Here is a 22,408-nt window from a genome sequence, read left to right as displayed (position 1 = left end):
CATATCGTTTTTGGAGGGAGTTGCTCACAGCTATGTTTACCGATTTACTCGCCGCTCTTGCGGTGGTAGTCAACGGAATACCTCAGGGGCTATTGGCCCTTATGTTCGGCTTCGCCGCCCTGCCGACGGCGTTGGCCTTCGGGGTGGGAATAGCCGGATCCCTTTATTTCAACTCGGTAGCCACCATATCGTTCCAGGCCGAGACCATCACGCTGGCAGGCACAATGGGAAAGGATCTGTCCGAAAGGCTCAGCATGGTCTTCTGGGGGGCTTTGTTCCTGCTGATACCGTCGATGCTGGGCATGAACGAAAAGATAGTCTCGGCGATAGGTCCTGTGGTGGTAAACTCCATGATGGCCGGGGTAGGCCTGATGTTGGCCAACGTGGCCATAGACCTTTTCTCGTCGGAGCGCTGGTCCGGTTCGGCTTCGGTCGCCGTGGCTCTCGTGGTATGGTTCCTGACCAGAGATTTGGCCAAAACCATCATCGTGTCCGTCCTGGCCTCGACGCTTCTGTACAACTACCTGCTGAGAAGCAGGGGGATGGATCTGGACGTTCACGTAATAGACGGGGCAAACGAAAAATTCCGTTTCGGGATGGTCAAGTGGGACATATGGCGCCATCCCAGGATACTCTACGGAGCCCTGGCCATGGCCTGTCTCAACATAGGAGCCAACATCTCTTTCGGAAAGATAACCGGCAGCATAGCAGGGGTCGGCACCGACATAGATCACCTGGCCATCTACTCCAGCCTTGCCGACATGGCCTCCACTCTGTTCGGAGGGGCTCCGGTGGAATCCATCATATCCGGAACCGCCACGGCTCCGAACCCGGTTAGATCGTCCGTCATGATGATGGCCATAATGGCTGTCCTGCTGCTGTTCAAGCTGCTGCCCACCATAGGACGGTACGTGCACCGCTCGTCCATCGCCGGCTTCCTGCTGGTGCTGGGGGTATTCGTGACCTTCTCCACCAACATGGCCGCAGCGGTATCTCTGGTTCCGGATTTTCAGGGCCCCTTCGGCATGACCCCCTGGGGAATGGTGATCGGAGCTACCGTGTTCGCCTCGGCCAGGTGGAATCCATTCTTCGGGTTGCTGGCGGGAGTGGCGGTAAGACTGGCTTTCGGGATATAGGAGGGTGTATTCTATGGACTTTTACGAGCTACACCTGGCGGGACTGGTCAGGCGACTGCCCAAGGTAGCCATCTCGAAAGACCTGTCCATAGCGTCTTTCGTGATGATGGGAGACACGGAACTGGTGGAACGATGCGCCGAGAAGCTGACCGAAAAACTGGGCGATATATCCCTGGACGCACTGGTCTGCCCCGAGGCGAAGGCTATTCCCCTGACCCACGCCATGGCCAGGATTATGAAGCTTAACTACGTTGTCATAAGAAAATCGGTGAAAGGCTACATGGTGGAGCCTCTGGTCGAGACGGTGAGGTCGATAACCACCACAGAAGAGCAGACCCTCGTAATGGACGGATCGGACGTAGCCAAGATAAGAGGGCGAAAGGTGTGTCTGGTGGACGACGTGGTGTCCACAGGGGCGTCCCTCCGATCGGCCAGACAGATACTCGACAGGGCCGGAGCCATAACGGTGGCTCAGGCGGCACCTCTGCTCGAGGAGGGAGGTCACGACGGAGAAGGAGTGACCTTCCTGGAGACTCTGCCGGTATTCCCCACGGAGAAATAGATCGACCGATAGACAGGAGGGACCCACGATCGGGTCCCTCCTGTTTTTCTCAATCCACCGCTTTCCAGAGCAATCTCCCCCGATCCTCCAGGGGCTCCACCTCTCCACGGTCTATCAGATAACTGAGATGGGCCGAAAGGGCCCCGAGGTTCAAGACGTATCTCAGGGGATCCATCTTCTTATCCAGCCATTCCATCAACTTTCCCAACAGGTCGTCTCTGGTCATCGGGGTTCTGCAAAGGGTGAGAACCCTGTCGGATATATCCAATAGATGCCGCCTGGTCACGGAGATAAGCTCGGAGGGATCCTCCACGGTCGAAGCGTGGCAGGGAACGAACCACCGGGCCTCCAGCCTCTCCAGAAAATCGAGGGTAACGAGCCATTCCGCCACGTCCACCACGTAAAGCATTCCGTGGGCCTCCACCATATCGGAGTCGAACAACGAGTCCCCCACGTAGGCGACCTCGTCCGGCGTGACGTAGCCCACCATCCCCGGAGAGTGCCCCGCCAGTGAGACCAGCCTCAGGTCGGTTTCCTCCCACTCTCCGGACTGAGGTAACCGTCGGTCCACCTGACACACAGGAGCCATAAGAAACTTGTTCCTGAGAGCCCCGAAAGGCGACGCCCCCCATAGGAACGACGGCTCGTAGGTCGTCTCCTCCAGAAACGGACTCTCGAAGGCTGGCATCGCTACGGAACAGCCGGTGGACTTCTTCAGATAGGCGCATCCGCCGACGTGATCGGCGTGAAAATGGGTGCAGGCTACCCAGCTCAGATGCCGGCCTTCCCTTTCGATCATGCGCCTCAAAGCCCTGCCGGACGATTCGTCCATGCCCGAATCCAGAAGAACCGTATCGTCCTTAGGTCCCCAGAGCCCCAGCTTTATGCGCCCCTCCACGACATAGCTATCTCCCAAGAGATGTGTCAGTTTCAGATCCGCCATGGCGACTCCATCCCCTTCATGTCTATCTACCCCCGAAGAACCGGTCCAGATCGGATTTAAGCGCCGCCTTGGCGGATGGATTGGTGTACATCATGTGACCACCGTCGTAGGTCTTAACCGTGACGTTTTCCTTCAGCCTCTCCACGGGAACGTCCAGACGTCCCAGCGTATAGAGGATGGAATCGGCGGTACAGGTCATATCGTAAGCTCCCATGGCGACGAATACCTTGAGAAAGTCGCACCGTCTCATAGCACTGGCCAGGAGGTCCACTGTGTTGGGATACCCTACGAATCCCTCCGATCCGGACTGGAAGTTCCAGCGGTAGAGAGCCTCGTCGTTACCGCTCAGATATTCTCTGTCGGTGGAAAAATCGAGATCGTCCCTGAGATAGGACATGAAAGCCGTGTAGTAAGGGGCACCGACCAGGGTGAACATGGGATCCTCTCCGTAGTCGTACCAGCCGCCCGGGCCGGTGAGCCTCGTATCGTAGCGACTGATCATGAGACGATCCTCCTGGAGGAGCCCGGAGAGAAATACCGCCGGAGGAACCCTCAGGTTCAGACTTTTTATGTCTCTCTCAGGAAGAGACGTATAGCGGTTCAGCCCCTCCAGCACTACCTCGAACTCCTCCTCGGACAGCCCGTTGCCGTCCCAAAGAGCCTTCAGATAGGCGCCGGAGGCCCAGTCCCTAGCATTGGAGAGGACCTTCTCCAGAGGCAGGCTTTGAAGATCCTCCGGAAGCTTGCCATGATACCAGGCCGCTGCCGCCATGGCGGGCAGAGCGTGGATGTAGGGCCTGTCGTTGCTGCTGTCCGGAACCAAGTCGCCGTAGCTCGCCACCGGAGCCACCAGTATGATACCGGAAGGCATTATGCCCATGTCCATCAAAGCCGACGCCAACCCGGTGGCCCTGATGCCACCGTAGCTCTCTCCGGCGATGTATATAGGCGATCCCCAACGGCCCTCTCTGGTCAGATACATCCTTATGAACTGGGCGACCGAAGCTACGTCCTCGGAAACTCCCCAGAAACTTTCGCTCGACTCCGGATCGAACCCTCTGCTGAAACCGGTCCCTATGGGATCGACGAAAACCAGGTCCGTCTCCTCCAGAATAGTGTCTCCGTTGTCCTGAACGACGTAGGGAGGCCTGGGAAGGCCTATGCCATCGGGAGAGGACTTGACCACCTTGGGGCCGAAAGCCCCCATGTGGAGAAAAAGAGACGAGGAGCCTGGGCCTCCGTTGAAGGCGAAGGTAACAGGTCTGTCCTTTCCGGAGACCTTCGTCCTGGAGTAGCCCACGTAGAAGACCCTGCCCAGTTCGTCGCCCTTATCGTCGAACACCGGCATCAACTCAGCCCTGGCCCGATAGTTCAACTTCTTGCCTGCCACCGTCACGGTGTGGTCGGTTACGGAGGCGTCCAAAGGCACGATCGCCTTTTCCGGGACGACCTCCTGAGACCTAGGCTGTTCCTCCGGAGCAACTACATCCTTTTCCGTCTCAGCCCATCCTACGGAGGACAGGCAGGTTAAGATAAACGCCCCCAACAACAGGGCCAGATAAGATTTTTTCATTTTTTCGACTATCTCCTCTCGGTAGACACTGACAAAGCAGGATTTTTAAATTAAACATCTTCAACAATAAGCCCTTTCAGATCCTTTCGTTACGCGCTGTAATTATACACGCAAGGTGCGTTAAAGCCCAAGGGGTGCGAGCGGACGACACCTATAATCCTTTATGATTCCCTCCATGTGATGTATAATTTCTTGTTCTAGGGAGGTTCCCGGCCTTTGACCTCCCCTTTCATACTGAGACATATCGGGAGGATTCACATGACCGTTAGCAACTCCTCGGAACTTAAAAGACAGATAGAGCGTCGCAGGACCTTCGGCATAATAAGCCACCCCGACGCGGGAAAGACGACCCTTACGGAGAAGCTCCTGCTCTTCGGAGGAGCCATAACAATGGCGGGAGCTGTGAAATCACGCAAGGCCTCCCGTCACGCCACCAGCGACTGGATGTCGATCGAGCAGGAAAGGGGAATTTCCGTCACCAGCTCGGTGATGAAGTTCGAATATCGGGACTACGAGATAAACCTGCTGGACACTCCGGGACACAAGGACTTTTCCGAGGACACATACAGGGTTCTCACCGCCGTGGACAGCGCCGTGATGGTTATAGACAGCGTCAAGGGGGTCGAGGAACAGACCAGGAGGCTCATGGAGGTCTGCCGGATGAGAAACACCCCCATCATGACCTTCGTGAACAAGCTGGACAGGGAGGGAATGTCACCCTTAGAGGTGATGTCCGACATAGAGGAAACCCTACAGATAGAGTGCGCCCCTCTCACCTGGCCGGTGGGAATGGGCAAGGGCTACAAGGGAACCTACGACATATACAGAAAAAAGCTCACCCTCTTCCGTGCCGGCTTCGAGTCCCTGAGGGAACAGGACATGGTGACGGAGATATCCGACCTGTCCGACCCCAGGCTGGACGAGCTTCTGGGATCCCAGGCGGACGACCTGAGAGGCGATGTGGAGCTTCTGGAGGGAGCGGCCAACCCCTTCGACCTGGACGACTACCTTAAGGGCAGCCAAACCCCGGTCTTCTTCGGAAGCGCCGTGAACAACTTCGGGGTCAAGGAGATGCTGGACAGCTTCGTGGAAATAGCCCCCTGCCCCGGCCCCAGGAAGACTACGACCAGGACGGTATCTCCCGACGAGGAGGAGTTCTCCGGCTTCGTTTTCAAGATACAGGCCAACATGGACCTGGCCCACAGGGACCGTCTGGCCTTCATGAGAATATGCTCGGGAAAATTTCAAAGAGGGATGAAGGTCAAGCACCACAGAATAGGCAAGGACATAACCATGTCCAACCCCACCATATTCATGGCCCAGGACAGAGAGCTGGTCGACGAGGCCTGGCCGGGGGACATCGTGGGCATACACAACCACGGCACCATAAAGATAGGGGACACCTTTACCGACAAAGAGCCCCTTCAGTACACTGGCATACCGAGCTTCGCGCCGGAGCATTTCAGAAGGGTCAGGCTGGACTCTCCCATGAAATCCAAACAGCTCCACAAGGGGCTGTTGCAGCTATCCGAAGAGGGAGCTATACAGGTTTTCCGGCCGATAAACGACAATATATTCATACTGGGAGCCGTCGGCGTGCTTCAGTTCGACGTGGCTGTGGCCAGGCTCAAGGCCGAGTACTCGGTGGACGCCAGCTACGACTCCACCCCATACTCGGTGGCACGGTGGGTCCGTTGCGACGACCTCAAGAAAATGGCCGAGTTCGAGAAAACCCAGCAGAACAACCTGGCCAAAGACAGCGCCGACCAGCTGGTCTACCTGGCGGCCAACAACTGGGACCTTAAGTACGTGGAGAACCACTGGCCGGAAGTACAGTTTCTGAAGACCTGCGAACACTCGGGGGAATAACCTAAACATTATTGAGGAGGAAACAGAATGCTCACGTTAAAGGACACATGTAGGATCGCAGTGGTCCAGGCGGCACCGGTCATGTTCGACAGCGAAGCCTCCACGGAAAAAGCCGTCGACCTTACCAAGAAAGCCGCCGAGAAAGGGGCGGAGCTGATCGTTTTTCCCGAGCTTTTCATTCCAGGCTATCCCTACGGGATCACCTACGGGTTCACGGTGGGAAGCAGGACCGCCGAAGGCCGGGAGGACTGGAAAAAATACTACGATAACTCCATAGTGGTCCCTGGTCCGGAGACAGAGGCTCTAGGTAAAGCCGCCGAGGAGGCCGGTGCGTTTTTGAGCATCGGAGTGTCGGAACGGGACGCCCTATCGGCGACGCTCTACAACTCCAACCTGCTGTTCTCCCCGAAAGGGGAACTGCTCTTCTCCCACAGGAAACTGAAGCCAACGGGGGCGGAACGGGTGGTCTGGGGCGACGGTGACAAAGACCTCTTCCCCGTGGCGGAATCGCCCTGGGGACCGATCGGAAGCCTGATCTGCTGGGAAAGCTACATGCCCCTGGCAAGGGTCGCCCTCTACGAAAAGGGAGTGACCCTCTACATCTCTCCCAACACCAACGACAACGAAGAATGGCAGTCCACCATTCGCCACATCGCCATAGAGGGACGATGCTACTTCGTCAACTGCGACATGTACTTCACGAAGGACATGTACCCCAAGGACCTGAACTGTTCCGACGAAATCGCTAAACTTCCTGACACGGTGTGCCGTGGCGGAAGCTGCGTCATAGATCCCTACGGTCACGCCGTGACTGAGACCCTATGGGACGAGGAAGCCATAATATTTGCCGAGCTGGACATGCAGAAGGTTCCGGCCAGCCGAATGGAGTTCGACCCCTGCGGCCACTACTCCAGACCGGACGTGCTGAAACTGGTGGTGCAGGATAAATAAATTTTAGTTTGCATTATCTCAGACGTATTTATACAAACGGAGAGCCTACGCCAGCTCCGATCAAAGTCGTCCTGTCGGGCTTGACATCTCCCCCCATATGCCCTAGAATCCTCCTCAACTTACCGAACTCTGAAAGGAGAACCGCGAGATGAATATAAACGTAATCGTCAACAGCCTCGTCCTATCGCTAACCATCGACCGCGGAGTCTCCCTCCGGAGTCGTCGGTAGCGTTTACCTTCGTCTATCGATAACGACCTTCCAAGGGCCGATTTCGCACAGTCTTGCGGATCGGCCCTTTTTTATTTCTCTCGGGTCCTCCCAAGGCGGTGCTCACAAAAAACGCAAGGAGGACAACATGAAGAGAACCCTCGCATCTCAGATAATAGCCAGCCACAGCACGGATCCCGTCAAAGAGGGAGCCATCTGCCGGGTATCGGTGGACTTCGCCTTCGTAAACGACATCACCGCTCCTCCCGCCATAGACGCCATGGCGGCCATGGGAAGAAGCCGGGTGTTCGATCGGAAGCGATGCGCCATAATTCCGGACCACTTCACCCCCAACAAGGACATAGCCTCGGCGGAACAGGCCAAGAAATCCCGTATATTCGCCTCGGAGCAGAAAATGCTCTATTGGGAGGTTGGACGGGCCGGTATCGAACACGCCATGCTTCCCGAAAAAGGCTATATACTGCCGGGCGACATAGTTCTGGGCGCCGACAGCCACACCTGCACCGGCGGAGCCATGGGAGCCTTCTCAACCGGAATGGGTTCCACCGACCTGGCCGGGGCCTGGGCCACAGGCGAGACCTGGCTCATGGTTCCTCCGACGGTACGGATAGATTTCCGAGGCTCCATATCCAGACATATCACGGGAAAAGACCTCATACTGGCGGTCCTGCGCGAGATATCGGTACAGGGAGCCAGATATATGGCCCTCGAGTTCGGAGGAGACGCCTTGGCCTCCATGTCGATGGATCACCGTTTCACCGTAGCAAACATGGCGGTCGAGGCCGGAGGCAAGGCCGGACTATTCGTTCCGGACGAAACCACCCTGGCCTACGCCGAGGCTAGAGCCTCACGCCCCTTCACCGCCAGATATCCCGACGAGGGATGCGAATACGCCAAACGGGTGGAGATCGACGTGGAGAAGCTCACGCCGCTGGTGGCGGCGCCCCACTCTCCGGACAACGTAAGGCCGGCATCCACCTTCGGAGACACCGAGATACAGCAGGTCTTCATCGGATCCTGCACCAACGGAAGGCTGGAGGACATGGCGGCGGCGGCATCGGTGCTCGAGGGGAAGAAGGTCCATCCGTCGGTTCGATGCATAGTCATACCGGCGTCCTACGAGGTATATAACGCCTGTCTGGAGAAGGGCTACATCCGGACCTTCACCGAGGCGGGGGCGGCGGTCTGCACTCCGACGTGCGGCCCATGCCTGGGAGGACACATGGGGATTCTGGCGGAAGGCGAGAGATGCGTGTCCACCAGCAACAGAAACTTCGTCGGAAGGATGGGACACCCGAAGAGCGAGGTATATCTGGCCAGCCCTGTGACGGCGGCCTGGAGCGCAGTCAAGGGACACATCGCCGATCCGGCGCAGGAGGAGGCATAGCGATGAGAGGAAAAGCCTGGAAATTCGGAGACCACGTGGACACAGACGTAATAATACCGGCCAGATATCTGGTCACGGCCGATCCTGAAACCCTGGGCGCCCACTGCATGGAGGACGGCGACCCCGATTTCGCTAAAAAGATATCCCAGGGGGACATCATTATCGGAGGAGAGAACTTCGGCTGCGGATCCAGCAGGGAACACGCCCCCATCGCCATAAAGGGAGCGGGGATCTCCTGCGTCATAGCTAAATCCTTCGCCAGGATCTTCTTCCGCAATTCCATAAACGTGGGGCTGCCCATCTTCGTCTGCCCCGAGGCGGCAGAGAAGATATCTCAGGGCGACGAGGTGACGGCGGACATGGAGGTCGGGGTAATCTCGGACGAAACGACCGGAGAAAGCTGGACCGTACCGGCATTCCCCGAATACCTCCGTGGGATAATCGCCGCCGGCGGACTGGTGCCCTTCGTGGCGTCCAGAGCGGGGAGATAGAGCCATGACCGTGAAGATAATAGCCCAGATCGCCGGAGACGGAATAGGTCCGGAGGTGATCAGGCAGGGACGAAAGGCGGCGGACGCCGCCACGGCCAAGACGGGAACGGATCTGGAATGGAGGACCTTTCCATGGGGAGCGTCCCACTACCTTTCCACCGGTGAGGTCCTTCCGGACGACGCCGTTGACAGGCTTTCGGAGTGCGACTCCATCTATCTGGGAGCCATAGGGGATCCCAAGGTCAAGCCGGGGATACTGGAAAGAGGCATCCTCCTGACGCTGCGATTCGGCTTCGACATGTACGTAAACCTCCGTCCCGCCAGGGCCTTTCCCAAGGTACCGGTTCCAATAGCGGGAGCGGACGGTCACTCCATAGACATGCTGGTGGTCCGGGAGAACACCGAGGACCTCTACATGGGGCTAGGAGCCACCGGAGACGGAAGCATCGACGAGGCAATAGAGGCGGAAAGAGGGCTCTACGACCTGACTGGCAGTGTAAAGCTGGAGACGGGACACAGGATGGCAATGCAGATGGGGATAGCCACAGAACCAGCTATCAGGAGGATAACCGCCACGGCCTGCCGCTTCGCCAGGGGACGAGGAGACGATTCTATACTTCTGGCGACCAAGGCCAACGCAATGCCCCAGCTGTACGGCTTCTGGGAGGAGATAGCCGCCGACGAGGCCAAGGCCCAGGGAATACCGATGGAGACTATGAACGTGGACGCCATGTGCTACCACGCAGTCAGAAGCCCCTGGGACTTCGGTACCGTGCTCTGCCCCAACCTGTTCGGCGACATCGTCAGCGACCTCTTCGCCGGAATAACCGGCGGACTGGGAGTGGCGGCGGGAGGCAACCTGGGAGACGGACTGGGGATGTTCGAGCCCATACACGGCTCGGCCCCGGACATAGCCGGAACGGACAGGGCCAATCCTCTGGCCGCAATTCTATCGGCGGGACTGATGCTCGACTCCCTGGGAGAACACCGGGCCGCCAAGACGATAGACCGGGCGGTAGAGACCTTCCTTAGCGAAAACGACGGAGACGACCTTCCGAGAGAGATGGGAGGTCAGGTAGGAACAGAGGCGGTCGGAGACAGGGTCGCCGAGATAATAGAGAGAATCGGAGAGGAGACTCCTTGATATGAAAGACACGGTTCGCATCTTCGACACCACCTTGAGAGACGGAGAACAGGCGGCGGGCATAAACCTCAACGGAACGGAGAAATTTCAGATAGCCAGACAGCTCGCAGCCCTAGGGGTGGACGTCATAGAGGCGGGCTTTCCTGCTTCTTCACGGGGCGATTTCGACTCGGTGAGATCCATCGCCTCCGAGATAGACGGCCCGATCATAGCCGGATTGGCCAGGGCGAACGAAGGGGACATAAGAAGAGCCGCCGAGGCCGTCAGGGAAGCATCTAGAAGTAGAATACACACCTTCATAGCCACAAGCCCCATCCACATGGAGCACAAGCTCAAGATGTCTCCCGAAGAGGTCCTTCGCAGAACGACCGACGCCGTTTCCCTGGCCGCCTCTTTGGTCAAGGACGTGGAGTTCTCCGCCGAGGACGCCAGTCGATCCGACCCGGAGTTTCTCATGGAGGTCTTCACCGCAGCCATAGCCGCGGGAGCCACGACGATAAACGTCCCGGACACTGTGGGCTACGCCACCCCGGGAGAGTTCGGCGACTTCCTCTCCCGCATAATGGAGGGCACCGAGGGATCGGAAAAGGCCATATGGTCCGTCCACGTCCATAACGATCTTGGGCTGGCGGTGGCGAACTCGGTGGAGGCGGTAAGACGAGGAGCCAGACAGGTGGAGTGCACCGTCAACGGCATAGGAGAGAGGGCGGGCAATGCATCTCTGGAGGAGATAGTCATGGCCCTCAAGGTCCGCCGAGACGTTTTCTCGGTGGACACTGCGATAGACACAACCAAACTTTTCGACACCAGCCGAATGGTCTCCCGACTGACGGGGGTCCATCTGCCTCCCAACAAGGCCATAGTGGGAGACAACGCCTTCGCCCACGAAGCGGGAATACACCAGCACGGAGTTCTCTGCAAGAGGGAGACCTACGAGATAATGCATCCCAAGGACGTGGGGGCTCCGGAGACCAAGCTCGTCATGGGCAAGCACTCGGGTCACCACGCCTTCGCCAAAGAGCTCGAGTCCATGGGATACTCCCTCACCGACCAGGAGCTCAAGAGGGCCTTCTCCCTCTTCAAGGAACTCTGCGACAAGAAGGAGATGGTGACGAAAAGCGACATGGAGGCCCTTGTGGTGGACGAGATCCTCTCTGTCTGTCCGGACAGAAAATTCTCCGTCAAGGATTTCGCCGTCCACTCCGGCAGAGGAAGGGCGACCGCCGCCATATCCCTGATCGATGGCAAAGACGAGATCCACGACGCCGCCACGGGCAACGGCCCGGTGGACGCCTCCTACGCGGCGATAAGGAGGATCGTGGGAATAGAGCCGGAACTGGCGGCCTACAGGATAATATCGGCAAGCGAGAAATCCGACGCCCTGGGAGAGGCCAGGGTCACCCTGCGACACGACGACATGGAGGTCCAGGGACGGGGAGTCAGCACCGACGTGATAGAGGCCAGCATAAAGGCCTACGTAAACGGCATAAACCGACTGTATCAGACCGCCGCCGCCAGAGGGGTGGAGATAGTGCGACAGAGACGGGCCGTCTAGGCTCGAAGTTTATCGCTCACGAACGAGATCAGCTCGTCGGCACTCTCCCTCGCCAAGGGCATGACCCTGCGGTGACAGCGAAAGAACAGAAGGTACGACCACAGCACCTCGAAACCGACAGAGAGGCCCATTTCGTGATAGCCGACAGGAAGACCCTTGCCTACATAGGTCAGATAGACTTCCACGTAATAGACTGGAAAAACCGTTCGGCGAGGATAGCCCTCGTCGTAGGCACCCCCGGCAACAGGGGGAAGGGCTACGGATCGGAGGCCCTGAACACCCTGGTCGATTACGGCTTTCGTTTCATGAATCTGCACAGAATGGACCTGCTGGTGAGGGAGGACAACCTGTCCGCCAGAAGATGCTACGAAAAATGCGGATTCGTGGAGGAAGGCAGGATGAGAGAGGCAATCTTCAGGGACGGACGTTACCTGGACATGATAGTCATGTCCATTTTGGAGGGGTAGAGCCCTTCACTTATCCCTACTTATATGGTATGTTTTTATCGTGCACCACGATAAAGCATCGTAAAAGGAGGGATCGATTTTGGATCTTGGACTGAGAGATAAGACAGCCATAGTGATGGCCTCCAGCGGAGGTCTCGGCAAGGGTATAGCCACCGAGCTCGCCAGAGAGGGAGCCAAGGTGATGCTGTTCAGCCCGTCGGAGGAAAAACTGGCAGAAGCTCAAAGGGACATAGAGGAGGAGACCGGCAACAGGCCGTCCTTCTTCGTCGGAGATATCACGGCAGCGAAGGACATAAAGGGCCTGGTGGACGCCACCGTGGAAAAGCTAGGGCCTGTCTACGCCCTGGTGAACAACACCGGAGGACCTCCTGCCGGTACCTTCGACGACTTCGAGGACACGGCCTGGCAAAAAGCCTTCGAGCTCACGCTCTTGTCCTATATCCGTACCGTCAGGGCGGTCCTTCCGTCCATGAGGGGCAACGGAGGCGGCAGGATCGTGAACTCCACTTCGTCCTCGGTAAAATCGGTCCTGGACAACCTGATACTGTCCAACACCTTCAGGACCGGGGTCATGGGGCTGACGAAATCCCTGTCCCAAGAGCTCGGAAAGGACGGCATTCTGGTCAACGTCATAGGTCCGGGAAGGATAGGTACCGCCAGGATAGAGCATCTGGACTCGATCAGGGCGGAAAGGTCGGGGCTGTCGGTCGAAGAGGTCCGACGCAAGGCCTTCGATTCCATCCCCCTGGGAAGATATGGAACAGTAGACGAATACGGCCGATTGGCCGCCTTCCTCTGCTCCGAGGCCAACACCTACATAACGGGACAGACGATCCTCCTGGACGGAGGGATGGTCAAAGCGTTCTAGCAAAGGGCAAGTTCTCATGTAAGGGGCCGAGGCGGAATTCCGCCTCGGCCCCTTTAGGTCATGTTGCTAACAGCCTTTCTCGTCTAAATTACCACCGTCGTAAAGGATTTTCTTGTAGAATCTTGCTGTTTTGTCGATAGACATATTCTCATATGTTATAATTTTTATCTCCAAAGGAGGCCGAGATGCGATATAACGACATCGTCCTGACCGTCCGTTCTTTAAAGAAAAGTTTCGGCCCCGTAGACGCCCTCGTAGAGGGAGATCTGACCCTCGAGAGGGGAAAGATAACTGCGTTGGTGGGAAACAACGGAGCGGGAAAGACCACTCTGATCAAATGCATAACCGGAGCGCTGCGGCCGGATTACGGCTATATATCCATTAGGGGCAAAGCGACCCCGTCTCTCACCTTGGCCGAAGCTCGTCGTAGGGGGGTAGCCACAGTCTATCAAGATTTGGCCCTTGTGGACGTGTTGGACGTAGCGTCGAACATATGGCTCGGTATGGAACCCTCGAGATGGGGTATCGTCGATCGAGAGGCTATGAGGCATCGTTCGATCGAGCTGCTTAAACGATTCGCCATAGACCTTCCGTCCGTCGCTACTCCCGTCTCCGATCTCTCCGGAGGCCAGAGACAGGCGGTAGCCCTGGCCCGAGCGATCGCCCAGGAAGGAGATATATTGATACTGGACGAGCCGACATCTGCCATGGGGATAGTGGAAAGATCCCACATCGTCGATACCGTTAAAAAGTTACGGGAGGACGGACAGGCGATACTCTACATAAGCCACGATATGGAACAGGTTCTGGAGACCGCCGACGAAGTGGTTATAATGCGCAACGGAAGAACCGTAGCCTGTATTCCCGCTGACGAACTCGATCCCCTATCCCTTGCGGGACGGATATCCGGAGCCATATCGTGAAAAGCGCTAGACCGCTGCGGTTGGCGGGAGTCATATCGATCTCCTGTTTGATTTTCGCCCTATCGTCGCCTTATTTCATGAACTGGGACAACATAAGGAACGTGCTGGATCAAAGCACTCTCAACATAGTCGTAGGCCTGGGGATGTCCCTTTTGATCGCCTCAGGAGGGATAGACCTCTCGGTAGGTTCCGCCGTGGCGCTTATAGGCGTGATAATAGCCCCCGCGCTGAAAGCGGGGCTACCGACGTCCACGGCATGCCTGGCCGCCCTGGCGGCGGGGACGATCGCGGGCCTATGGAACGCTGGTATCGTCGTTTTTCTGAGGATCAATCCCTTCATAGCGACCTTGACCTCTATGTCTCTGATGTCCGGTCTGGCACTTATAATCACGCAGGGAACGCCGGTTTACGGCTTCCCGCCGTCTTTCACGTTTATAGGCAGAGGCCGGATTATGGGCCTTCCGGTATCGGTTATAGTCTGTGCCCTGCTATTTCTGGCTCTGTGGTTCTTCTTCTCGTTCACTCGATTCGGGATATACACCCTCGGGCTGGGAAACAACGAGGAGGCCCTCAGACGATGCGGAATCAGGGTAAAGCGCTGGAAGACCGGCCTATACTGCCTTTGCGGATGCTGCGCCGCCATGGCTGCCGTACTTATTACCTCGCGTCTCAACAGCGCGGAACCTCTGGCGGGGGCGATGATGGAGATGGACGCCATAGCCACGGCGGTGCTCGGAGGAACAGCCATACAGGGCGGTAAAACCAGCCTGACAGGGACCGTTCTGGCGGGGATTCTGCTGGCGCTGGTAAAGAACGGCCTCACGATGCTCGGAGTCTCGTCCTACTATCAGGGATTTTCCGTAGGTGCCATCGTCCTCATATCGGTAGTTCTTTCGGAGCGATCGACGAGGACGAAACAATAGATAGCGGAGGGTGATTTGAAAATGAAGGTAGCGAAGTTCTTATGTGCGGCGGCGCTGTGTTGCGCCATGGCGGCGACCTCTTTCGCAGGCGAGCCGAACCCGATGGTCTCCAAGTCGATAGCGACCATCGAGGATCAGATGGGGTCGTTGCCCGACATAACCGGCCAGGAGCGCATAGGGGTTCTGGTGATAACCCTGTCCAACCCTTATTGGGTGACCATGAAAGAACGCTACGGCGAGTGGGCAAAGGAGATGGGGATATCGGTGGAGGTTATGGCGGCCCCAACCGAAAAGGACCTCAAGTCCCAGCTCAACACCCTGGAGGCCATGGTGGCCAAGAAATACGACGGAATCATAGTTACCCCGATGGACCCGTTCAATCTTATACCGGGCATAGTCAAGGCCGACGAAAAAGGCATCCCAGTCGTATGTTCCGGCCCCGAGGTAAGCAGAGACGGTTTAAAGCAGGCCGGTGCCGTAATGGACGGATGGATAACCGCCACGTTCAAGGACCAAGGGCGACTCTGCGCCGAGGACATGGCCGAAAAGCTGCCCTCCGGATCGGAGGTCGCCATAATAGAGGGAATTCCCGGAGCCGGACAGAGCAAAGCTCGGAGAGAGGGAGCGTCCGAGGGCTTCGAAAAAGCCGGACTCAAACTGGTCGCTGTGGAAGCCGGCAACTGGGACAGAAACAGGGCCTACGACATAACGACCAACCTCGTAAAAGCCCATCCCCAACTCAAGGGAATATATTGCGCCAACGACGTGATGGCTCTTGCCGCGGTAGACGCCCTCGAGGTTGCAGGAATAGAGGGAGTGACGGTATACGGAACGGACTTCATTCCTGAGGCGGCAGAGGCCATAAAAAGCGGCAGGTTGGCCGGATCGACCACCTTCTCCCAGGCCGCCTGGACCAGAGGAACTCTCGTCTACACTCTGAAGCTGATAAAAAAGGACGAAGACCTTCCGGAAAAACTGTCCGTTCCGATAACCCTGGTGAACGGAGAGAATATCGGGCAATTCCAGGGGTGGAAATGATCGATGGATCTCCGCAAAATAGCTATTCTTTTCTGTGATCAAGACAACCCGTTCTGGTTGGAGACCATACGCATGTACCGGGAATCCCTCCCGGTACATGGTTTTTATGGAGACTTTCTCTTTCCCGAAGATCCGAGAGACGGCCTATGCCAGGCCGAACTCATGGGCAGATACCTGTCGGCGGACTACGACTGCATGATAATAAACCCCCTGACGGCGGAAAACCTCCTGCCCTCGCTTGAGTCATCGTCCAGAAAATTTCCCATCTTCGACGTAGGCCCCAAGTGCGACCAAGAGATGGTAGCCGGCATATCCGGTTATATACCGTTACAGGCGGCCGACTTCGAGGAACAGGGCCGAATGTGCACGGAGGTTCTACTGGAAAACTGCGACGGTCCTTTGGGCTGCATCGGCGGCCCCATCGACACCAGGCAGGGCAGGATGAGAACAGAGGGAGCCGTTAAGACGGCAAAACGAAGAGGCCTAGCGGTCCTCGACGTGGAATGGAGCGACTTCACCAAGGAGGGCGGCAGAAAGGCGATGGAAAAGCTGATCCCCCTAAAACCCGAGGCCATTTTCTGCGCCAACGACCTTATGGCCTTAGGGGCTATAGAGACCGCCGCCGAAAAGGGCGTCGAAATCCCAATAGGAGGGGTCGACCTCATACCGGAAGCCCTTTCCGCCATAGAGGCGGGATCTCTGACCGCCTCCGTAGGCCTCGATCCGGCAGAGCTGGTAGATGAAATACTGAAATCGATCGGTTTATTTCTGAAATATAAACTTGTCCCCACGGGAACTCTTGCGAACAATATATTGAAGACTCTATAGCATAAATGTTTCGATCTTGTCGCGTAAATCCTCCACGTGTATACTGATATTAGGCATAATTTTTATGCCTAATAGTTACAAGGGGGAGGAACTACAAGATGGAGAAAGAAAATATGCTTAAAGAACTGGCCAGATCGGTAGTCGATATGGACGAGGAGACATCGGCGAAGCTATCCAAAAATTACGTCGAAGCGGGATTTGACGCTTACGACGGCATCTCCTCGGGACTTTCCGTAGGTATGGACGAGGCGGGAAGACTGTACGAAGAGGAGGAGTACTACATACCGGAGTTGTTGTTGTGCTCCGACGCCATGTACGCCGGTCTGGACGTGCTTAAGCCCCACCTTCGCAGGGACGATTCGTCCGAGACCTACAAGGCGGTGGTAGGGGTGGTCGAGGGGGACACCCACGACATAGGGAAGAATCTTTTCAAGGTGATGCTGGAGACCGTAGGATTCGAGGTCTACGATCTTGGAAGAGACGTCCCCCCCAAGGAGTTCGTCGACAAGGCCATCGAGGTGGGAGCCCATCTGGTAGGGATGTCCACCTTGATGACCACCACCATGCCCAACATGCCGGTGGTCGTAGACCTGCTCAAGGCGAAGGGCATAAGGGATAAGACTATCGTCATGGTAGGAGGAGGCCCTATCTCCAGGAACTTCGCCCAGAAGATAGGTGCCGACGGCTACGAACCGGAGGCATCCGCCGGAGCCAGACTTGCCAGAAAACTGGTGACGACGAAACTGGAGACGATGTCCCATGTCGCAGTTTAAGGATTTAATGACCCCGCTGGAACGTGCCAGGGCCATGTCAGCGGGACAGCCGGTGGACCGGTTACAGTGTAACCCCAACCTCTCCAACGGGATCGCCCGCATATCGGGATGCAGGATATCCGAGTTCAACCACGACCCGAGAGCCCTGGCCGACGCCGTCATCGCCACCCACAGGAGATTCGGAGGCGACGGAGCCAAGGTGTTCACCGACCTCTTCACCGTCGCCGAGGCTATGGGAGCCAAGATCAAGTTTCCCGACGACGACACGGCGGACCTATTGGAACCTGCCATAGACGACGTCTCCAGGATCGACGAGCTGGAGCCTATAGATCCGGAGAAGGCCTGTAGAATTCCGACCCACCTGAAGGCGATGGAGATGGTAGTGGACGAAATAAGCTCCGAGGTCCCCTGCACCGCCTTGGTGGTCGGCCCCTTCACCACCGCCTTCTTTCTGATAGGTGTAGAGAAAATGACGAGACTGATGGTGCGAGATCCCCAGTCGGTGGATAGGCTATGTCAGGTCTCGCTGGAAAGCACACTGCGCTACGTAGACGCCGCCGCCTCCAGAGGCATGGGGATATCCATAGCAGAGCCTCTCTCATCCTGTACCGTCGTCAGCCCCAAACACTTCAGACGCTACGCCGCTCCAGTGGTAGGAAAACTGCTGAACCACATCAAGGACAAGGGCATGGGCACATCGATGCACATCTGCGGCAAGACCGACGGGATCTGGGAGGATCTGGCCGACATGGGTCTAAACGCCCTCAGCATCGACAACGTGGTCCCCCTACCGGGTTGCGTATCCAAGGTAGGCGACAGGATGAAGATAATGGGCAAGGTGGACCCCTCGTCGGTTATGTTCGCCGGAACCAGGGAAGAGGTTCGAAAGGCCTGCCTGTCCGACATCCGAGACGCCTATCGATCGCCCAAGGGATTCGCCCTCATGTCCGGATGCGGCCTTCCGGTGGAGACGCCGATAAGGAACATAGACGCCATGATGGATGCAACCAGGGAGCTCGGGTGGCCCATAACCGAGGAAAAACTGGAGAAGGCTCTGGCGATCGACAGATATGACGACTGATATGACCGAGCTAAAAAGGCTGGTCGGGGCCCTGAAGAGGGAGTCGTTAGACCGCCCTCCCTGCATATGCCCCGGCGGAATGATGAACATGATCGTAGAGGACGTTATGGACCTGACCGACAGTACCTGGCCCGAGGCACACCTCGACGGAGAGGCCATGGCCGAGCTGGCGGCGGGACAGCCGGAGAACGGAGGGTTCGAGAACTACGGGGTTCCATTCTGCATGACAGTAGAGGCCGAAGCCATGGGGGCGCCTGTATCGATGGGAGACAGGATCCACGAACCGAGGGTTATCGGATACGTCATGTCGAACTCCGGCGACATGAACAGTTTAAAGGAGATGGACCTATCCTCCGAACGTACGGCCCAGGTATGTAGGGCGATTTCCCTCCTGAAAAAAAGAAACGGCGACATACCGGTAATAGCCAACCTAACCGGTCCGATAAGCCTTGCCACATCGCTCGTGGATCCCTCGCTTTTCTATAAGGATATGAGAAAGAGCCCGGAGAAAGTCCAGATTCTGATGGATTTCGTGGTGGAACAGCTCGTTCGATTCGGAAAAGCCCAGGTCGAGGCGGGAGCGGACGTCCTCACCATATCGGACCCAAGCGGAACGGGAGAGATCCTGGGACCTAAGGCATTCGAAAGATGGGCAATCCCCGCTCTCAACGGCATACTGGACCGACTCTCCACCTCCGTAAAGGGCACCATAGTACATATATGCGGACGTCTCGGCGGAGTGGCCCATCTTCTGGACGACATAAGGAGCGACTGCATCAGTTTCGATTCCATAACCTCCGCCAAAGAGTTGGCCCTCAGGTTGAGCACTAAATCCCTTATGGGAAACGTGAGCACCCTTGCCATAGAGACGGCCTCTCCAGAACATCTGAAACGGATGGCGAAGGTGTGCATGGACCAGGGAATCGATATTCTGGCCCCCGCCTGCGGCATTGGAGCGGGGACGGCACTTAGCCAGGTACGGACTCTGGTGGATAGCGCAAAGGAAAGGAAGTCTTCATGACGTCGAGGATTACCATCGATGGAGACAAGGTCCTGGAGTTCTCTCCGGGGCCTACCCTGTTGGAGATACTGAGAGAAGGCGGAGTCAAGACAGAGGCTCCCTGCGGAGGCAAGGGAATCTGCGGAAAATGCCGGGTCACCCTGAAAGGAGACGGAGGCCCCGTGACGGACGAGGAGAGGACCTTTCTCTCGTCGGAGGACATCGCAGAGGGAGTTCGACTGTCCTGCCTGTGCCGCCCGGTCGGCGACGTCGCTGTGTCCCTGTCCGATCAGGAGGAAAAGGGTTCGGCCATCCTCACGGACGGGAACCGCCCGGATTTCGAGATATGCCCCGCCATAGGCGCCGTGCCTATATCGATACCGAGACCGGAGATAAGAGACGGAATGTCCCTTCTGGACCATCTCGAATCGGTAACAGGGCCGCTTAAACCGGACGCATCTCTGGTCAGGAGGATTCCCCAGGCGTTCAGATCGAAGGAAGTAACCGCGGTCTTCCACAAAGACAGCCTGATAGACCTGATACCGAAGAGAGACCCCGAGCTTTACGGACTGGCGGTTGATGTAGGTACCACGACGGTGGTCGTGTCGTTGATATCCTTGAAGACCGGGGATACCGTCGGATCCGCCAGCGAGATAAACCCCCAGAAGGACTTCGGCCTGGACGTGATCTCCCGAATAGAGAGATGCGAGACCTTTCCTACCGGTCTGGAGGACCTCCATGACGCCATAATCTCCTGCCTGGACCGCCTCGTGGACAAAGTCTGTTTCGATAAAGGGACCTCCAGGAAAAGAATATACGAGATGGCGATCGGCAGCAACGCCACCATGACCTCTCTGCTGCTGGGGGTCCATCCCTGGTCACTGGGCAGGGCTCCTTTCAGCCCTGTTCTTCGAAGGGGGATGACCGTACCCTCGGTAGACCTGGGGGTAGAATTGGCTCCGGGAGCCAGGGCCTACGTCCTGCCCGGAGTCTCAGCCTACATTGGCTCCGATATAGTGGCTGGAATGGTGGCTACCGAGCTGATGGAAGACCGGGGCATCAGGCTCTTCATAGACATAGGCACGAACGGTGAGATCGTCCTGTCCGACCGGGGCAGGCTCAGCGCCTGTTCTTGCGCCGCCGGGCCCGCTCTGGAAGGGATGAACATAAGCTGCGGCATGAGGGCATCGGACGGAGCGGTGGAGTCGGTTCGCCTGAACGAATCCTTCGCCGAACTGGGAGTCATAGGCGGAGGAATGCCCAGAGGGCTATGCGGCAGCGCCATACTGGACGTGTTATCCGAGGTGGTCCGTCTTGAGATGGTGGGCAAGACGGGGAGACTGAAACCGGGGCCCATGATCACAGAGGAAAACGGGAAAAGGGCGTTGGTCCTGAGAGAGAGGGATCCGAGGCTCACCGTGACCCAGGGCGACCTTAGACAGGTTCAGCTGGCGAGAGGGGCCATACTCTCCGGATTCATATCCCTTCTGGAGGCCAACGACCTGACAATGGCCGACATAGATCAGGTCCTGGTAGCGGGACAGTTCGGACGCCATCTGAGCATCGACAGCCTGACGGGGTCGGGGCTCATACCGATGGAACTAAAGGAACGAATAACCTATTGCGGCAACACCTCCGGAGCTGGAGCCGCCATGTGCCTGCTTTCCAGGAAAGCCAGAGACGACGCAGAGAGGATTTCCGACATGGTGGACTACGTCGAGCTATCCGTGCTGGAGAGTTACGACCGTCTCTTCTCCAGATGTCTCCAGTTCGAGGTATCGAGATGAAGGGCTGCCCTGTGTCGAAGAACGGAGCCATGCCGGACGAGATAGGCTCCCGCTATCCCTTTCCCCAGGTACACCGCGACGGGGAGCTCATGGCCCAGGTGGCGGAGGAATTGATGCGATTAGAAGGAGACATCTACTGTTCCGTGCCTTTCTGTTCCACCGTGGAGGCCGAGGCCTTCGGGGCGCAGGTAAGGATGGGGGACCACAGGACCACCCCTCTCATACCCAAGTGTCCCTGGGACGACCCCGACATGATCCCGAAGGAGATTCCATCGCCTGACTCCGGCAGGATGGGTGAGGTCATGAAGGCGGTGTCCATACTGAGGGGAAAAGGTCTTCCCGTCATATTGAAGATATCCGGGCCCTTCTCCACCCTGATGGGGCTGCTGGATCCCAAGGTTTTGTTTCGAACCGCCAGAAAAGATCCCGACAGAATAGAGATCGTTCTGAAAGGAATATCGGCCTACTCTCTCTCCTGTGCAAAGGAGGCGGCGAGACGGGATATCTCGATAATCTCCCTGGCGGAGCCCTCCGCCACCCCCGACCTTCTAGGCCCGAAACGGTTCGAAAAGCTGGTCTCCCCTGCTTTGACCAGACTGTTGAGGGAGATGGACCGATTGGACGGACCGTGGAGCGGTTTTCTGTGCGGACGGCTCTCGTCGTCCATGGAAGAGATAGGGGCCATATCGGGACATACCGCGGAGATGGGATCGGGAAGATACGGAGATCACCTCGAGACCCTCAGAACTCGGGGGATCCGGTGGTTCGGAGGGGGCTGCGTGGCCCAGACTCCCGCCGACGCCTGTAGAATACGGACCATGGACGTGACGGACTAAAAACTCTCCGGGGCACACCTAACAACATTTCTGCTTTATACTTT

Annotated in this window: 22 protein-coding genes; 19 read left to right on the top strand and 3 right to left on the bottom strand. The window is 57.3% G+C overall.

Features of this window, described 5'->3' with window-relative positions:
• The first annotated feature begins 32 nt into the window (after positions 1-32).
• Together DPEP_RS06275 and DPEP_RS06270 are read left to right on the top strand one after the other, a co-directional pair.
• The gene (locus DPEP_RS06275; RefSeq protein WP_005660569.1) at positions 33-1,136 is read left to right on the top strand and encodes a hypothetical protein; all 1,104 of its coding nucleotides are present in this window, start codon (positions 33-35) and stop codon (positions 1,134-1,136) included.
• 13 nt (positions 1,137-1,149) lie between these two features.
• Positions 1,150-1,698, top strand: coding sequence for a phosphoribosyltransferase family protein (locus tag DPEP_RS06270; protein ID WP_005660568.1), 549 nt, complete (start codon positions 1,150-1,152; stop codon positions 1,696-1,698).
• 49 nt (positions 1,699-1,747) lie between these two features.
• Here the strand turns inward: DPEP_RS06270 and DPEP_RS06265 are convergent, their stop codons facing one another.
• Together DPEP_RS06265 and DPEP_RS06260 are read right to left on the bottom strand one after the other, a co-directional pair.
• On the bottom strand, positions 1,748-2,641 hold the full coding sequence (locus tag DPEP_RS06265; protein WP_005660566.1) for an MBL fold metallo-hydrolase: 894 nt from the start codon (positions 2,639-2,641) through the stop codon (positions 1,748-1,750).
• 22 nt (positions 2,642-2,663) lie between these two features.
• Complete coding sequence (locus tag DPEP_RS06260; RefSeq protein WP_005660564.1) at positions 2,664-4,214, bottom strand: S10 family peptidase; 1,551 nt, start codon at positions 4,212-4,214, stop codon at positions 2,664-2,666.
• 258 nt (positions 4,215-4,472) lie between these two features.
• Here DPEP_RS06260 and DPEP_RS06255 point away from each other — a divergent pair, with 258 nt between their 5' ends.
• From DPEP_RS06255 to DPEP_RS06230, 6 genes are all read left to right on the top strand, one after another.
• Complete coding sequence (locus DPEP_RS06255; protein ID WP_005660563.1) at positions 4,473-6,083, top strand: peptide chain release factor 3; 1,611 nt, start codon at positions 4,473-4,475, stop codon at positions 6,081-6,083.
• Positions 6,084-6,110: 27 nt separating this feature from the next.
• On the top strand, positions 6,111-7,034 hold the full coding sequence (locus DPEP_RS06250; protein ID WP_005660560.1) for a carbon-nitrogen hydrolase family protein: 924 nt from the start codon (positions 6,111-6,113) through the stop codon (positions 7,032-7,034).
• 356 nt (positions 7,035-7,390) lie between these two features.
• Positions 7,391-8,650 (top strand): 3-isopropylmalate dehydratase large subunit, encoded by a 1,260-nt coding sequence (locus DPEP_RS06245; RefSeq protein WP_005660558.1) that lies wholly within the window; start codon positions 7,391-7,393, stop codon positions 8,648-8,650.
• Positions 8,651-8,652: 2 nt separating this feature from the next.
• Positions 8,653-9,141 carry a 3-isopropylmalate dehydratase small subunit gene (locus DPEP_RS06240; protein WP_005660557.1) on the top strand — a complete coding sequence of 163 codons (489 nt, stop codon included), beginning with the start codon at positions 8,653-8,655 and terminating at the stop codon, positions 9,139-9,141.
• A 4-nt stretch (positions 9,142-9,145) separates the two neighbouring features.
• On the top strand, positions 9,146-10,285 hold the full coding sequence (locus DPEP_RS06235) for an isocitrate/isopropylmalate dehydrogenase family protein (protein ID WP_005660555.1): 1,140 nt from the start codon (positions 9,146-9,148) through the stop codon (positions 10,283-10,285).
• A gap of 1 nt (position 10,286) precedes the next feature.
• Positions 10,287-11,840, top strand: a complete 1,554-nt coding sequence (locus DPEP_RS06230; RefSeq protein WP_005660553.1) for a 2-isopropylmalate synthase — start codon at positions 10,287-10,289, stop codon at positions 11,838-11,840.
• On the opposite strand, the gene DPEP_RS13650 is transcribed toward DPEP_RS06230, so the two are convergent.
• Positions 11,837-11,971, bottom strand: coding sequence for a hypothetical protein (locus DPEP_RS13650; protein ID WP_274531989.1), 135 nt, complete (start codon positions 11,969-11,971; stop codon positions 11,837-11,839). The genes DPEP_RS06230 and DPEP_RS13650 overlap by 4 nt on opposite strands.
• 3 nt (positions 11,972-11,974) lie before the next feature.
• Here DPEP_RS13650 and DPEP_RS06225 point away from each other — a divergent pair, with 3 nt between their 5' ends.
• The 11 genes from DPEP_RS06225 to DPEP_RS06175 all read left to right on the top strand — a co-directional run bounded on the left by DPEP_RS06225 (position 11,975) and on the right by DPEP_RS06175 (position 22,364).
• Complete coding sequence (locus DPEP_RS06225) at positions 11,975-12,307, top strand: GNAT family N-acetyltransferase (RefSeq protein ID WP_005660551.1); 333 nt, start codon at positions 11,975-11,977, stop codon at positions 12,305-12,307.
• Between the two features lie 79 nt (positions 12,308-12,386).
• Entirely contained in the window at positions 12,387-13,175 is a 789-nt protein-coding gene (locus DPEP_RS06220) for an SDR family oxidoreductase (RefSeq protein ID WP_005660549.1), read from the top strand.
• A 185-nt stretch (positions 13,176-13,360) separates the two neighbouring features.
• Positions 13,361-14,098 (top strand): ATP-binding cassette domain-containing protein, encoded by a 738-nt coding sequence (locus tag DPEP_RS06215; protein ID WP_005660547.1) that lies wholly within the window; start codon positions 13,361-13,363, stop codon positions 14,096-14,098.
• On the top strand, positions 14,095-15,021 hold the full coding sequence (locus DPEP_RS06210; protein ID WP_005660546.1) for an ABC transporter permease: 927 nt from the start codon (positions 14,095-14,097) through the stop codon (positions 15,019-15,021). Before DPEP_RS06215 ends, DPEP_RS06210 begins: the two co-directional genes overlap by 4 nt.
• A gap of 21 nt (positions 15,022-15,042) precedes the next feature.
• On the top strand, positions 15,043-16,059 hold the full coding sequence (locus tag DPEP_RS06205) for a sugar ABC transporter substrate-binding protein (protein ID WP_005660545.1): 1,017 nt from the start codon (positions 15,043-15,045) through the stop codon (positions 16,057-16,059).
• A 3-nt stretch (positions 16,060-16,062) separates the two neighbouring features.
• Entirely contained in the window at positions 16,063-16,887 is an 825-nt protein-coding gene (locus DPEP_RS06200; protein WP_005660544.1) for a substrate-binding domain-containing protein, read from the top strand.
• A 98-nt stretch (positions 16,888-16,985) separates the two neighbouring features.
• The gene (locus DPEP_RS06195) at positions 16,986-17,660 is read left to right on the top strand and encodes a corrinoid protein (RefSeq protein ID WP_005660543.1); all 675 of its coding nucleotides are present in this window, start codon (positions 16,986-16,988) and stop codon (positions 17,658-17,660) included.
• The gene (locus DPEP_RS06190; protein WP_005660542.1) at positions 17,647-18,741 is read left to right on the top strand and encodes a uroporphyrinogen decarboxylase family protein; all 1,095 of its coding nucleotides are present in this window, start codon (positions 17,647-17,649) and stop codon (positions 18,739-18,741) included. Before DPEP_RS06195 ends, DPEP_RS06190 begins: the two co-directional genes overlap by 14 nt.
• On the top strand, positions 18,731-19,762 hold the full coding sequence (locus DPEP_RS06185) for a uroporphyrinogen decarboxylase family protein (protein ID WP_198003047.1): 1,032 nt from the start codon (positions 18,731-18,733) through the stop codon (positions 19,760-19,762). The genes DPEP_RS06190 and DPEP_RS06185 overlap by 11 nt, the downstream gene beginning before the upstream one ends.
• On the top strand, positions 19,759-21,528 hold the full coding sequence (locus DPEP_RS06180; RefSeq protein WP_005660540.1) for an ASKHA domain-containing protein: 1,770 nt from the start codon (positions 19,759-19,761) through the stop codon (positions 21,526-21,528). Before DPEP_RS06185 ends, DPEP_RS06180 begins: the two co-directional genes overlap by 4 nt.
• Positions 21,525-22,364 (top strand): uroporphyrinogen decarboxylase family protein, encoded by an 840-nt coding sequence (locus tag DPEP_RS06175; protein ID WP_005660539.1) that lies wholly within the window; start codon positions 21,525-21,527, stop codon positions 22,362-22,364. Before DPEP_RS06180 ends, DPEP_RS06175 begins: the two co-directional genes overlap by 4 nt.
• The last annotated feature ends 44 nt before the right edge of the window (positions 22,365-22,408 follow it).

It is taken from the genome of Dethiosulfovibrio peptidovorans DSM 11002, assembly GCF_000172975.1.
In the GTDB taxonomy this organism is placed as follows: domain Bacteria; phylum Synergistota; class Synergistia; order Synergistales; family Dethiosulfovibrionaceae; genus Dethiosulfovibrio; species Dethiosulfovibrio peptidovorans.
This window is presented reverse-complemented; position numbering and strand designations above follow the sequence as displayed.

Coding starts and splice junctions, on each gene's coding strand:
- DPEP_RS06275 (WP_005660569.1), top strand. CDS start 33: ATGTTTACCGATTTACTCGCCGCTCTTGCGGTGGTAGTCAACGGAATA.
- DPEP_RS06270 (WP_005660568.1), top strand. CDS start 1,150: ATGGACTTTTACGAGCTACACCTGGCGGGACTGGTCAGGCGACTGCCC.
- DPEP_RS06265 (WP_005660566.1), bottom strand. CDS start 2,641: ATGGCGGATCTGAAACTGACACATCTCTTGGGAGATAGCTATGTCGTG.
- DPEP_RS06260 (WP_005660564.1), bottom strand. CDS start 4,214: ATGAAAAAATCTTATCTGGCCCTGTTGTTGGGGGCGTTTATCTTAACC.
- DPEP_RS06255 (WP_005660563.1), top strand. CDS start 4,473: ATGACCGTTAGCAACTCCTCGGAACTTAAAAGACAGATAGAGCGTCGC.
- DPEP_RS06250 (WP_005660560.1), top strand. CDS start 6,111: ATGCTCACGTTAAAGGACACATGTAGGATCGCAGTGGTCCAGGCGGCA.
- DPEP_RS06245 (WP_005660558.1), top strand. CDS start 7,391: ATGAAGAGAACCCTCGCATCTCAGATAATAGCCAGCCACAGCACGGAT.
- DPEP_RS06240 (WP_005660557.1), top strand. CDS start 8,653: ATGAGAGGAAAAGCCTGGAAATTCGGAGACCACGTGGACACAGACGTA.
- DPEP_RS06235 (WP_005660555.1), top strand. CDS start 9,146: ATGACCGTGAAGATAATAGCCCAGATCGCCGGAGACGGAATAGGTCCG.
- DPEP_RS06230 (WP_005660553.1), top strand. CDS start 10,287: ATGAAAGACACGGTTCGCATCTTCGACACCACCTTGAGAGACGGAGAA.
- DPEP_RS13650 (WP_274531989.1), bottom strand. CDS start 11,971: ATGGGCCTCTCTGTCGGTTTCGAGGTGCTGTGGTCGTACCTTCTGTTC.
- DPEP_RS06215 (WP_005660547.1), top strand. CDS start 13,361: ATGCGATATAACGACATCGTCCTGACCGTCCGTTCTTTAAAGAAAAGT.
- DPEP_RS06205 (WP_005660545.1), top strand. CDS start 15,043: ATGAAGGTAGCGAAGTTCTTATGTGCGGCGGCGCTGTGTTGCGCCATG.
- DPEP_RS06200 (WP_005660544.1), top strand. CDS start 16,063: ATGGATCTCCGCAAAATAGCTATTCTTTTCTGTGATCAAGACAACCCG.
- DPEP_RS06195 (WP_005660543.1), top strand. CDS start 16,986: ATGGAGAAAGAAAATATGCTTAAAGAACTGGCCAGATCGGTAGTCGAT.
- DPEP_RS06190 (WP_005660542.1), top strand. CDS start 17,647: ATGTCGCAGTTTAAGGATTTAATGACCCCGCTGGAACGTGCCAGGGCC.
- DPEP_RS06185 (WP_198003047.1), top strand. CDS start 18,731: ATGACGACTGATATGACCGAGCTAAAAAGGCTGGTCGGGGCCCTGAAG.
- DPEP_RS06180 (WP_005660540.1), top strand. CDS start 19,759: ATGACGTCGAGGATTACCATCGATGGAGACAAGGTCCTGGAGTTCTCT.
- DPEP_RS06175 (WP_005660539.1), top strand. CDS start 21,525: ATGAAGGGCTGCCCTGTGTCGAAGAACGGAGCCATGCCGGACGAGATA.